This window comes from Candidatus Dojkabacteria bacterium (assembly GCA_016927995.1).
In the GTDB taxonomy this organism is placed as follows: Bacteria; Patescibacteriota; Dojkabacteria; order JAFGLO01; family JAFGLO01; genus JAFGLO01.
In genome coordinates this window covers 1-12,844 of the sequence record JAFGLO010000001.1, presented here as the reverse complement: position 1 = coordinate 12,844, position 12,844 = coordinate 1, and the positions used below count along the sequence as shown (strand labels likewise).

8 protein-coding genes and 1 tRNA gene are annotated in these 12,844 nt (G+C 39.8%); 5 read left to right on the top strand and 4 right to left on the bottom strand.

Annotated features, from left to right (window positions below; translation table 11 throughout):
• Positions 1-8: 8 nt before the first annotated feature.
• Positions 9-1,409 carry a UDP-N-acetylmuramoyl-L-alanine--D-glutamate ligase gene (murD, locus tag JW962_00045; GenBank protein MBN1373721.1) on the bottom strand — a complete coding sequence of 467 codons (1,401 nt, stop codon included), beginning with the start codon at positions 1,407-1,409 and terminating at the stop codon, positions 9-11.
• A 115-nt stretch (positions 1,410-1,524) separates the two neighbouring features.
• On the opposite strand from murD, the gene JW962_00040 reads away from it, so the two are divergent.
• The gene (locus JW962_00040) at positions 1,525-2,910 is read left to right on the top strand and encodes a GIY-YIG nuclease family protein (protein MBN1373720.1); all 1,386 of its coding nucleotides are present in this window, start codon (positions 1,525-1,527) and stop codon (positions 2,908-2,910) included.
• Between the two features lie 69 nt (positions 2,911-2,979).
• Here the strand turns inward: JW962_00040 and JW962_00035 are convergent.
• Both JW962_00035 and JW962_00030 read right to left on the bottom strand, forming a co-directional pair.
• Positions 2,980-3,051, bottom strand: a tRNA-Gly gene (locus JW962_00035).
• A 42-nt stretch (positions 3,052-3,093) separates the two neighbouring features.
• Positions 3,094-4,971: a hypothetical protein gene (locus JW962_00030; GenBank protein MBN1373719.1), complete on the bottom strand. Its 1,878-nt coding sequence runs from the start codon at positions 4,969-4,971 to the stop codon at positions 3,094-3,096.
• Between the two features lie 102 nt (positions 4,972-5,073).
• Here JW962_00030 and JW962_00025 point away from each other — a divergent pair, with 102 nt between their 5' ends.
• From JW962_00025 to radA, 4 genes are all read left to right on the top strand, one after another.
• On the top strand, positions 5,074-6,786 hold the full coding sequence (locus tag JW962_00025) for a hypothetical protein (protein ID MBN1373718.1): 1,713 nt from the start codon (positions 5,074-5,076) through the stop codon (positions 6,784-6,786).
• A 107-nt stretch (positions 6,787-6,893) separates the two neighbouring features.
• A complete protein-coding gene (locus JW962_00020) occupies positions 6,894-8,069 on the top strand; it encodes a S1 RNA-binding domain-containing protein (GenBank protein ID MBN1373717.1) in 1,176 nt (391 codons plus the stop codon).
• Positions 8,070-8,172: 103 nt separating this feature from the next.
• The gene (locus JW962_00015; GenBank protein ID MBN1373716.1) at positions 8,173-10,653 is read left to right on the top strand and encodes an ATP-dependent Clp protease ATP-binding subunit; all 2,481 of its coding nucleotides are present in this window, start codon (positions 8,173-8,175) and stop codon (positions 10,651-10,653) included.
• A 194-nt stretch (positions 10,654-10,847) separates the two neighbouring features.
• On the top strand, positions 10,848-12,230 hold the full coding sequence (radA, locus tag JW962_00010; GenBank protein MBN1373715.1) for a DNA repair protein RadA: 1,383 nt from the start codon (positions 10,848-10,850) through the stop codon (positions 12,228-12,230).
• 14 nt (positions 12,231-12,244) lie between these two features.
• On the opposite strand, the gene JW962_00005 is transcribed toward radA, so the two are convergent.
• Positions 12,245-12,799 (bottom strand): hypothetical protein, encoded by a 555-nt coding sequence (locus JW962_00005; GenBank protein ID MBN1373714.1) that lies wholly within the window; start codon positions 12,797-12,799, stop codon positions 12,245-12,247.
• Positions 12,800-12,844 lie beyond the last annotated feature (45 nt).

The following is a 12,844-nucleotide window of genomic DNA, read 5'->3' as shown; positions in this document are numbered from 1 at the left end:
TGGACTATTTAAATAAGTTTTTCTACAACTTTATTAAACTTTGCGCCTCTGTCGAATTCGTTTGCAAACATGTTAAAACTAGCGGCTCCGGGACATAATATCATAACGTCGCCGGGTTGTGCAGTTTTGTAAGCGGTTTTTATTGCTGTTTCAAAGTTGTTAAAGTATTTTTCGGTGGGAATTTCCAGCTTCTCAAGTTCCAAAGCCAACTTTTCCGATGCGGTTCCTTCCAAAAGAATTACTTTTTTAAGGTACTTTCCAAATTTTCCCGAAAGTTTTGAGTAGTCAAACCCTTTGTCTACACCACCTGCAAGCATGATTATCTTTTTAGGGTACTTTGGACCAAGCGTATCTAACATTGCCTCCATGGCTTCAAGTGAAGTTGCTGTGGTATCGTTGTAAATTTTAATACCGTTAAGTTCCCGAACAAGCTGTTGCCTGCCTTCTACACCAGTGAAACTCTCGATTACGTTTAGGATATTTGACACAGGAATGTCGTAAATACGGGTTGTTGCAATGGCACATACCATGTTGTAAAGGTTGTGAATGCCTTCGAGTGACGCAGTTTTAAGGCTAAGTAATGGTTTACCATTCTCAAAAAGGGTTAGCGATTTATCAAGGTAATAGTTGGCGGCATGTTCGATCAACGAAAACGTGATTACTTTGCTTTGTGCAATGTCTACAAATGTCTTTGTTATTTCGTTGTCAATGTTTATTACCGCAATATCCGAAGGTTTCTGATAGCGTACAATGTTTTTCTTTGTTTCTATATAATCTTGCATATCTGTATGCCAATTTAGGTGATCAGGGTATAGGTTTGTTACTACGGCTATATGTGGTGACACCTTGGATTCACCCATACCATCCAGCTGAAAACTTGAAATCTCTAAAACGGCTAAATTATCAAGTGTTAACTTAGGAAGCTCTCGCATTGCGCTTTTTCCAATATTTCCACCTAAAAGTACTTTTTCGCCAAGTGTTGTTTTAAGAATTTCATAAATAAGGGTGGTGGTTGTAGATTTACCGCGGGTTCCTGTAATTCCGATAATCGGGCAGGGGGTAAGTTGGTGAAACAGTGCAAGCTCCATAATAATCTCTCTTTTAGCTTTGCGAGCAATTTCAAGGTAGGGGTTATCACGTTTTATTGCGGGATTTCGGACGATTATGTCATTTTCCGTAAAGTCGGCATCTATGTGTCCACCCAAGTGATAGGTAATTTTGTCTTTATATTTTGCCAGCTTTTTAAGGGTTGGTTTAAGTTCCTCCTCTTTCTTCCCATCGGTTATTGTTACCTTTGCGTCTTGGTTTACAAAGAAGTCTACCATTCCCAAGCCACCGTCGTTTAATCCAAGCCCAAAGATGAGAACAGTCTTGTCTTTGTAAATATTTTTCACGTTGGCAAGTGTCATATTATTGTTATGATAAGTTTACCACGTTTAAATACATAATGTTTAAATTCATTATTCATATTATCCTTTAATCTTGTAAGGAGGATTTTGTAATAGTTTGTTGTTATAATATTTCGTGTACAAAGCCTCAGAAATTATAAAAAATAAATCAATTCTTCCACGAGAGCCGGGTGTTTATATTTATCGCAATTCCGCGAAAAAAGTCATATATGTAGGTAAAGCGAAATCTCTTAGAAACAGGGTTAGTTCATACTTTACAAGTAAGGATGCCTTAGGTGAAAAAACCACTGCCCTTGTTGCCGAAATATCTTACATCGAATTTATCGAGGTTCGTAACGAGCTAGAGGCATTTATTCTTGAAGCTAACCTCATTAAAAAGTACATGCCACACTACAACAGTATGGGCAAAGACGGCAAGGGTTATAAGCATATATTCATTCAAAATTTAAAGGAAGAGATTAATGGTAAGCCGGAGGTTATTGCATCGGTCGGAAGTACCCATGAAAAAAGGTATAAGGGAGCTAAGTATTACGGGCCTTATCCTCAGGGGAATATTGTGAATAATGTGCTTAGGCTTATTCGTCATGTTTTTCCGTATAGAAATTGTAGTCAAAGCAAGTTTAGAAAATATCAACGATTAAACCGTCCTTGTTTGTATGGTGAGATTGGCTTGTGTACAGGTCCATGTGCACGCAAAGAAGGGCTTCTGGAAAACAGAACTAATGTTTCACGCATTAGAAAGATTCTTAAAAGTGGATATAGTAGCTATATGGCTGAATTAGAGAGAAAACGTAAATATTATTCAAACAAGGAACAATATGAAAACGCAAAAACAGTTAACGAACACATTAAAGAGCTTGAATCATTTTCGTACACACGTGTTACACCTTATGAATATGAAGATAATCCAAACCTTATTGAAGATATCCGTAACTCCAGAGTAAAAGGAATTTCAAAGGGGTTTGACGTTGAGAATTCGCAGCCATTCAGGGTCGAATGTTATGATATTTCAAACATCATGGGAGAATGGGCAACTGGATCAATGGTTGTATCTACAAACGGTCAGCTCGACAAAAGCAGCTATAGAAAGTTTCGGATTAAATATACCAAGGGTATTAGTGATTTTCACATGATGAAAGAGGTTTTAAAGCGTAGGCTTAACCACCCCGATTGGCCGGTGCCTAAAATTCTTCTTATTGATGGTGGAAAAGGTCAGGTTGGTAAAGTACTTGAAGCCGTTAAGGAATTATTGTTAAAGGTTCCCAAGGATGTCCAAAAGAAGGAATATCATAATTTATGGAAAACCGTAAAAGTAGTTGGAATTTTTAAGCCTCACGATTACTTTGTTATGGAAAACTTGAGTGGACCTTTAAACTGGCGGGTAATAAGGCCTGATAGAAGGGAAGAGTGGTACAGTCATTTGCGAAATCTTCGTGACGAAGCCCACCGTTTTGCTAAAAGTTATCACAAGAAGTTGAGGAAGGTTGTCAGCAAGGAGTAAGCTAATGAAAGAAGGCAGATTGCCGTTTATGATATTTTTGCCTTCGCGGGGCTCGTCAAAACGCTCATAAGCGGGCAACGGGAGTCGAACCCGTATCCTTGGTTTGGAAAACCAACATAATAACCGTTATACTATACCCGCATAAAGTATTATACAGGGAAACAAGAGTATCACGCAATATTCTTAGCTCCAATCCCACGAATCAGATTTCCTTTCTTTTCTAAAAAGCACAAAGGTAAAATGCCGAGGAAGGTTAAGTTTAACTGCTAAAAGCCATAGTCCCGAATAAACACTCACTGTAACACCACTTGCAACCCCAAATCTAGTCCAGTTACTCTCTGTAGCTACTTTTTTAATTGTTTCTTGTATTTCTAAGATTGGGTATATAAAATTGTTGTCGCCACTGGTCGAATTTGCTTCTTCACTTATTCCCGTTTCATTTGAGTTCTCTTTATCCGGTGTTGCTTCCTGGTCTTGTGTTGTATCTACGTCTTCTCCTTGGTTAGCATTATTTGTTTCTTGATCGTTAGAATTCGGATTTTCGGGTGGAGGATTCGGATTTTCGGGTGTAGCTGGTGCTATATATTCAATTGCTCCAATATCAAAAACGGAATCTCTCGTATGAGACAAAAAATCGGTCGTTAGTGAAGTTGCTATTCCTTTGTTTATTACCGCACTTGAAGCGGTTGTTCCTGCAGGAATAGATACACTTGTTCCTGGAATGGAGTACACAAAATTTACAAGCCCCAGATTACTACCAGTTATGTCGTTTGCCCCAGGCAGTGTACCTGTTGTATTAAACCATGCATTGTTTGAGACACTTGTAAATTTATTTGATCCACCGATTGTACCGGCATTATAAAAAAGATTGTTTCGCAAATACGAGTTATTCATGGAAAGGGATGGCATAAAGTACATCGAGGTTGTTGTGTCTAGAAAGGTGTTATTTTCGACAATAATATTGTTTAGATTTCCATAAAACATAATTGCATAGGTTTCTCCGGCAATAGACCAGGGATGGGCTTTGATATTTGAAATAATATTGTTTTGAATCTTTATGTTTGAGTATGCGTAGTCTTTTGCAATCCAGATGGCCTTGTAACAATTGTATATATAGTTGCCGTTTAGTGTTATATTATCCGAATAATCTTGATGAATAACAATTGCACTTCCGCCTCCGCCTCCGGACCCTCCAATAGAAGCATCGTGTGGCCTAAATCCATGAATTATATTGCCACTTACTAGAAAGGTTCCTGTCTGCGAAGCCTGCTTTATATCTATTGCGTTTTCGGCGCCTATAGCGAATGAATCTTCTACATAGAGGTGATTATTAAGGATATATGTGTTTCCTTTGTCGGAGAGAGAGTCAGGTGGATATGTTTGTATGCAGTCTCCTTCGATATTCCAAATGCTGTTATTTTGAATTTTCGAGTTTTTATCATTTGATATCATTATTCCGTGAACATCGGTATATGGGAGTGATCTCATATTCCAGATTTGGCTAGTTTCAACGATGTTTCCTATCGGGTTTTGTCCGTGAATTTTAATTCCAAACCAATCTTCAAAATCATGAATTTTTACTGATTTTATTAGATTATAATTACTGTTATTTTTAATTTGAATGGCAAAATGTTCCCATGAATCATTTGTAAGGCTTTGGACAAATTCAAATCCAGTTATTTCTATATAGGAGATGTTATTTAACAGAAACTTACCAATTCGGACAGTACCACCTTCACAGGGACTGAAAACAATTCTTGCTCCTTGTACGCCACTTCTACCCGGTCTTACTTCTTCGGCATAATCCCCGGGCAGAATGCAAACCGTGTCACCGGGATTAAGTCCGGTATAATTCGCTGCCTTGTTGATGGTACGCCAAGGTAACTCACGGGTTCCGGTATTATTATCGTCTCCGGTGGTTGATACGTAGTAGGTGACCCCGCCGGTTCCCAATACATCTTGTTTTATGGGGGTATTCTCTTTAAGGGTAAGTAGTAAGATAAAAGGAACAGTGGCAGTAATAACCAAAATTAGTGCTATTATGGAATCAATTCTTTTCATCTTGTATTTAGTCTACCAAATATTACTAATATGAGGTAGTTACCTTTTCTGACGAATTTGCGTATACTAAATTAGCGCCTGTTTAATTTAACATTACATGTTATGAAACTTAACTGGCAGAAAATAAAGCCTATACTTCTTTATGGAAGTATATCAGTGCTTACACTATCTATATTGGGAGTTGCAGTTTACGTAGCAACCGGTCACGAGTTACCATTTTTAGGCAAAAAAGAGCCCTCCAAAGAGGAAACAAACGAAGATGTAGTCACATACAATATCGAACATTTTACCTGCAGTGATGTATATGGTACTGGTTGGTATTTAGATTTGGCAGTACCTGAAGGTGCAACTGTTACACAGGAGAATTTTTGTAACTATACTATTTCCTATGAGAGTGCAATATTAACAATTGGACAGAGTTATGGTGAGGCGTATCCATCAAATGTTGATGAGGGATTTACAGTATTAGAAGGATCGCTTATCAGAACCAAGATGGTCGAAAACGATAATCCTTCCGACCCTAAATATAAGTATCAGGCATGGTATAAGAGACTTCTTCCTGAATCTGAATGTGTTCCAAATGAACTTTTTCCGGAAATTAGAGCTCCGTGCTCATCCGGTGGTCCTGAGTTTGCTCCGGTTGGTGGTGCGTACGTAAGCTTTAGCTCCGTTTCTGACATTGACGATACACTCTCGGTTATCGATCAGATAATCCTGCGAACCGAAGGTGGTGGAATCCAGAGTAACGGGGAGATACAACTTGACCAAATTACCAACCTGTATACGGTTATGGGTGGATATCATGGATCCAATAAGGAGTTTATAGATTTTTATACCTGTAATTACGAATTGTCCTATTGTAATCATTATTTACTCGAAGCTTCAGAGCTTCCCAATTTCCCTTTAGTTTATCCTTATAATGCGGGAATTGCTTATATAATCTCCGGTGCCTATGAAGAGGCTGGTGTCGCTGCCGGGAACCATTATTTTAAGCTGGTTGATGGTATAGATATAAGTATATTGGCAACCTACGTGGACGTTAATTACAACGGCTCAAGTGACTATGTTGCGTTTAATCCTGTAGGGCAAACTGGTTCTACAGCTTTACATCTTTTAGTTGCGAATACCGATAAGTCGAAGTTTCAAATATTTAACGATTTAGCTGTTGGTGACACAGTAAAAATATCCGCTACAGCTGCCCAAGTACAGGATATGGGTGTTGCTACAGGACATGGTTACATAAGACTTTTGCAAGGTGCCGTAATAAAGATGTATCAGAAAAAACCTGATGCAAGCGCAAATTGGGTTACATATTGTTCCGAAAGTCCTCAAATCTGTTTCGATTATCCGTCCGACTGGTCTGTTAGCGAAAATAATGAAGTCGAAGGCTATATTGCTACGTTAACGATATCCGCTCCTACCTCCGAGCTGGTTATTAAGCTCGCCTCTGGGTTAGGTGCTGGTGGATTTCCTGAAATATCAGATTTATCTTCTAACGTGAATATCGGAACTCTCTGGAATCAAAATCTTTTGAGAATAAAAGGGGCTGATTTCCACGGTTATGTGAATTATATAGCAATGTGCCACGGCCCCAAAACCTGTGATGAATCAACGTTCGATCCACAATGTTGGTGTTCTGGTGATTCTTCAAACGCCGTTGTTGATAAAATATTTGAAACAACTCTCTTTGTGCTTGAAGAGGAAGCTGGAAGTATACAGGCTGCTGACGTTTCTATGTACTTTAGCTCAACTCCCCCAGATTCTGAACTTGCTATCTATGACCAAATAGTATTATCACTTCGCGCGACAGAGTAGTAGCGGGTCTGCACATTCGCTTTGCACGATGCTTGCACTTCTTGTTCACTTATATTATACTACCGAGATATACGCCATAGGCGTAAAAAACAAGGAGGTTGCATAATATGGCAACAAATATAAAAACTACCACCGATTTTGGAGAACTACTCAAGGAAATTGAGACCTTAAAGGTTCCCAAGAAGGGTGAAATAATAGAAGGTACAGTAGTGGAAATTGCTCCGAGTGCTGTACTTGTCGATGTCGGATGGAAGTCCGAAGGTGTTATTACGGGGCGTGAGCTTAAAAGTGAACTTATCGATGTTAAAAAGCTTTCGGCAGGTGATCCTGTTTTGGTGTACGTTGTTACTCCAGAAGATCCCGACGGAATGCTTGTTTTGTCATTACGTAGGACAGATAAGGCAAAGCGCTGGCTCGATCTTAAAACTGCACGAAAGGATAACAGTATTATCGAGGTTGATGTTGTCGAGGCTAATAATGGTGGACTTATCTGTGAGATAGAGGGCGGGATCCGTGGATTTATTCCAACTTCTCAGGTTGATGCCGGTCGAATTTATGCCGATGGCAAAAAACTCATGGGTAAGGATATCTCCCAGCGTGTTCAAGGGAATCTTGCAGATCTTGTTGGTGAAAAAATGAAAGTTCGAATTATCGAACTTGATATTGAAAAGAACAAAATTATCCTTTCCGAAAAGATGGTAACTCAGGAGCGTGATATTAAGCTTCGCGAGAACACCTTAAGAAAAATGAAAATTGGTGATACATTAGATGCCCAGGTAAGTGGAATAACTCCTTACGGAATTTTTGTAAATGCGCAAGGAGTTGAAGGACTTGTTCACCTCTCGGAACTTTCATGGGATAAAGTCGAGGACACCGGAAAACTGTTTAAAGTCGGTGACAAGATAAAGGTTTTGGTAATCGACATTACCGAGGGTGGAAAACGTGTAGCATATAGCGTTAAGCGACTTCAAAAGGATCCATGGTCACAGGCGATTGCCAAATATAAAGTAGGTGATATTGTCGATGGTGAGGTTCAAAAGATTGTCGATTATGGTTTCTTTGTACGAATAGGAGAAGGCTTAAACGGACTCGTTCACATCTCGGAAGTTTCATATGATCTTGTCAAGGATATAAACGATTTTGTTAAAGAAGGCGATAAAATAAAAGTTAAAATTCTTTCAATTTCTTCAACAGAACGTCACTTACGTTTAAGCTTAAAGCGTATTAACGAGAAACCCGACCAGAAGGAAAAGGACAAACTAGGAGAGCTGGGGTTGGCGTAAACGCTCAAGTCTTTTGCTTGCAATTGTTATGTAAAGGGTGGGTTTAAAATCTATCCCTACGTATGTTACAATATCTTGGCACTTATTAATTGACATTGCTAAAATGGCGCTAAGACCTAGAGAGGTAAATCCGTTTAATCGATTAAGTAACAATGCCTTGATTTCTTTCTATATTGCTAGTTTATTTGCTATTCATGGAAAGCGGAAAGAAATTTCGATAGATGATATTATTCGTGCTGTTGTAGTAAATCCCAACAGTATTGTATCGCGCATGCTTTCTGCCATAGGGTTCGATAAAGAAAAACTGCTTTGGGGATATACAGCCGTGTCCATAGATTTTGCTGAGATAGCCAAGAAGATACCTAAAGCCTCGGAATCAATAGTAATATCCAACGAGATAAAAGATCTGCTTGTTGACGCATATAGAATCGCACGTCAGTTTAATCATATTTACGTTGGAACCGAGCATCTGTTTCTGGCCTCACTTAAACGTAAAACCAAACTTGTTAACAAACTTTCCGAACTTGGTATAAGCGAGCAGTCGGCAAAAAGATTGGTTTTGGATTTTATTTCATATCCCGAAGGGATTCTAACAGGAAAAGCTCCGGGGGATGGCAAGATTCCACCAGTGCTTAGAGCCTTTGGCGATGACCTAACCCTACTTGCCGAAAAAGGAAAGCTTGATCCTTTAATTGGTCGCGAGGTCGAGCTTGAAAAACTTGTAAATATTCTAGCAAGGCGCAAAAAGAACAATGCACTTATTGTAGGTGAACCCGGTGTTGGTAAAACGACATTAATTGAGGGGCTGGCTCAGCGGATTTCTCAAAATATGGTACCGGTATCACTTAAGGACTTTAGAGTATTTCGAATTAATGCCAATAAAATTGTTGCAGGTAGTAATATGCGGGGTGATGTTGAGGAAAAGGTTATGGCAATCCTTAAATTTGCTCAACGAAGTCCTAATGTTATCTTGTTCTTCGACGATATTCACACACTTTTGTCTGCGGGTTCAGCTTCTTCAGGTGGATCAGATATTGCAAGCATTTTAAAGCCCGAGCTTACAAGCGGTCAAATCCGTTGCATTGGAGTTACCACAACAGCCGCATTCCGAAGTATTTTCGAGGATGATACAGCTTTTAATAGGCGGTTCCAACCGGTATTTATTGACGAGCCCTCTGTTAAGCAATCTGTTGGGATTTTAACAAAATTATCGGATCTCTTGGAGAATCATCATAAGGTAAAAATTGAAAAAGAAGCAGTTGAAGCTGCCGTTAGGTTGTCCGATAGGTATGTAAGTGACCGTAACTTGCCCGATAAAGCAATTGATCTTTTGGACGAGTCTTGTGCAACAGTAAAAATAATTGCAGAACAGAAGACCAATCTTGGAGTGGTTGAGGAGGATTTTAGAAAGCTTATTCTGGAAAAAGAAGAGGCAATAAATAAAGGGGATTTGTTGGCTGCTCAAAATCTGCGTGTGATGGAAGAAAATATGAAAAAATATATGACAGAGCTTAAGGTTCAAAAGGATAAAAGTGTTAAAAACATAAAAGTTGTTACTCAGGATGTGATTCGAAGTGTAATCTCCGACTGGACAGGAATTCCTGTGTCCACATTAACTACAAAAGAGTCATCCGCGCTTAAAAACTTAGATAGAGTATTATCAAAACGGGTTATTGGGCAAGCCGAGGCAGTTAAACGTGTTTCCGAGGCTATAAAACGTGGACGGACCGGTATTTCCGATGCAGAGCGTCCATGGGCTTCATTTTTGTTTTTAGGCCCTACAGGTGTTGGTAAAACTGAACTAGCCAAGAGTTTGGCAACAGAGTTATTTGGTGATAGCGATCGGCTGATTCAGATTGATATGAGTGAACTTATGGAAATGCACAGTGTGAGCAAACTTATTGGGTCTCCTCCGGGGTATGTTGGGTATAAAGAGGGTGGCCAGCTTACGGAAAAAGTCAAGAATAATCCTTACTCTGTTGTATTGTTCGATGAAATAGAAAAAGCACATGAAGACGTTCTTAATATTTTGCTTCAGGTTTTGGAATATGGTCATGTTACCGATGGCAAGGGTAATAAGGTGAGCTTTAAAAACACTGTTATTATATTAACTTCTAATGTGGGAATTGATCAGCTTAAAGTTGGTGGAACCGTGGGCTTTAAGGCACTGGAAGACGAAAAGCCCGAGTGGGACTACGAAAGTGTAAAGGAGAAGCTTCTTTCGGAACTTAAGGCTTATTTAAAGCCCGAACTTTTAAACAGACTCGACGAGATTTTAGTGTTTAAGCCGCTTACAAAGCCCGAGGTTGGTAAAATTATCGACATTTTGGTTAAAGAATTTAATGAAAGACTTGCCGATCAGTGGATCAAAGTAAAAATTGACGATAAAGTGCGAAAGCTTCTTTTAAAGGAAGGGTTTGATCAGGAATATGGCGCAAGACCTTTGCGAAGGGCCATTCAGCGGAATCTTGAAACCGTTATTGCTGATTATATTATTGAAAATGGTTCGCCAATTGGGTCAAAGCGGGTTGAATTGCCAATTACGGTCGATAGGGGACGAGTTACCGTGAATTCAACCGGATAACGGGTCACCGTTGACGAAATGCCGTAGCCGTAGGGACAAGTTTTTAACTTGTCTCTGTTTTCCCGATTTGTAATTGGCAATTTTGTCATCATGTGAATATTGGCCCCTTAAATATATCCTTGTAATCTGATAACATTGGTTGGTATTAAAGACAGGTTAAAACCTGTCCCTACGAATAACTAACAACCAACCAAATGAAAAAAGATATCTACGTTTGCACAGAATGCGGAGCCGAAAGTCTTGGATGGACAGGCAAATGCCAAGCGTGTGGTGCATGGGGTACATTGACTCCATTTTCCGAGAGTGAAAGTGAAGGCAGTGGCCGGCTTACGGCCGATGCTACCAAAAGTACAAAGGCTGGCGCCCGCAAGGCTACAGTAAAAAGTGTTGCTGACGTTGACTTGTCTACCGATATTAGAACCTCAAGTGGATTTTCCGAATTTGATCTTGTTTTGGGTGGAGGATTTGTATCGGCATCTGCAGTGCTTTTAAGCGGTGAGCCGGGTATTGGTAAATCTACGCTTGCACTAGCCAGTTTGCTTTCTCAAAAGGGTGGCGGGTATTATGTTACGGCAGAGGAAAGTCTTACCCAGGTTGCCAAACGGATAGAACGAATTGCCGGTAAAAAATTACCCGAGGACGTAAAGCTTGTTGAAGGGCGCAGCGTTGAAGAAATCATTTCAAAAATTAAACCCAAGACCGGTCAACTGGTTGTATGGGACTCACTTCAGGCACTATCGTCCGACGAGTCTACAGGTATACCCGGTGGGGTAAGCCAATCTCGGATTGTGTGCAGTAAAATTGTGCAAGCCACAAGGGAAAAGGGTATTATTTCGGTAATTGTTGGGCAGGTTACTAAAGACGGTTTTACTGCTGGGCCCAAACTTGTCGAACATATGGTTGATGCTGTTTTATATCTGGAATCTCTTCCCAATAGTACCGTGCGTGTGCTTAGGGCAGCCAAAAACAGGTTTGGTTCAACTATGGAAGTTGGTCTTTTAGAAATGAAAGAATCAGGCTTTTCCGATATCGATAATACATTTAACATTTTTGCTGCAGTTGGTGAGAATACCGCAGGTAGTGTTATGGCCTCAATTCTTGAAGGTAGCAGGGTTTTGGCTGTTGAAGTGCAAGGGTTGGTGGTTGAATCCGTTTATCAAATGCCACGTAGAATGGCCCATGGAATAACTAAACAGCGGCTTGAAATCATTGTGGCCGTGCTTTCAAAAGTGCTTAGACTTCCGCTTGGTAAGTACGATATTTTTGTAAATATTGCCGGCGGGCTCTTTGTTAAAGAGCCTTATATTGACCTTGCTACTGCCGTTGCTATTATTTCATCGCTTAAGGGGAAGATTATTCCAAAAGATGCGATTTTTTCAGGGGAGATTTCGCTTAGCGGAATTGTGCGTGCTCCCGACATGCTTTCAAAGCGGGTTAATGCTATGAAAAAAATAGGTTATAAAAAGTTTTATACTTCTGCTTATGCAGACATTAAAGTTACCAAGGGTTCGACTAAATCTCCTGCCGGTGTTATCGGGCTTAAGAATCTGAAGGAGCTTTTAAGGGCGGGAGCGTAGGGGGATTGAATTTATTAAGCTGCTCTAGGTGGAAGTCCGATCATTTCAATACTTGTTTGATTGTTTTCCGGCGGTGATGCATTATAAAGTGTATGCATTGTCTTAAGAATAGCGGCCTGAACTTCTCTTAACTCAAGGTTGGGATTGTCGCTTGTACATTTCCAACGTAATGGATAAATAAATCCATCATCTACTTGTGGTTCATTTTGATCAAACATTTGCCATAAAATACCCATCACAAGAGAATAGGACTCTTGTGACTTCCACACCAAACTATTCTCTACCGTGGGAAATGCTGTGCTCATTCCAAAATATGATGATAGAGCGTACTCTTGTTGTTCGATAATGTTCTGTTCTCTATTTATAGTAGCTACAGTCGGGCCTACACTTTGCTCAGGTGGTAATGCAAGCAGTACATTATTTGGACGATTCTTTGGATCTCGAAGTTGATCAGTAACGAATTTTATTATTTGTCCAGAACTTGGTCTTCTAGGTGAGTCGGGACTAGAAGGACTGGTTTCTGTGGGCTCGGCTCGCATTAAAAACTGACTGAAGTCGACTTTTGGCATTTGTATATAGCTAAATTTACCTAAATTGCGCTATTATATATATAT

What these genes read in the sequence shown, in the direction of transcription:
- JW962_00020 (MBN1373717.1), top strand. Translation starts at nt 6,894, where the DNA reads ATGGCAACAAATATAAAAACTACCACCGATTTTGGAGAACTACTCAAG.
- JW962_00025 (MBN1373718.1), top strand. Translation starts at nt 5,074, where the DNA reads ATGAAACTTAACTGGCAGAAAATAAAGCCTATACTTCTTTATGGAAGT.
- radA (MBN1373715.1), top strand. Translation starts at nt 10,848, where the DNA reads ATGAAAAAAGATATCTACGTTTGCACAGAATGCGGAGCCGAAAGTCTT.
- JW962_00005 (MBN1373714.1), bottom strand. Translation starts at nt 12,799, where the DNA reads ATGCCAAAAGTCGACTTCAGTCAGTTTTTAATGCGAGCCGAGCCCACA.
- murD (MBN1373721.1), bottom strand. Translation starts at nt 1,409, where the DNA reads ATGACACTTGCCAACGTGAAAAATATTTACAAAGACAAGACTGTTCTC.
- JW962_00030 (MBN1373719.1), bottom strand. Translation starts at nt 4,971, where the DNA reads ATGAAAAGAATTGATTCCATAATAGCACTAATTTTGGTTATTACTGCC.
- JW962_00015 (MBN1373716.1), top strand. Translation starts at nt 8,173, where the DNA reads ATGGCGCTAAGACCTAGAGAGGTAAATCCGTTTAATCGATTAAGTAAC.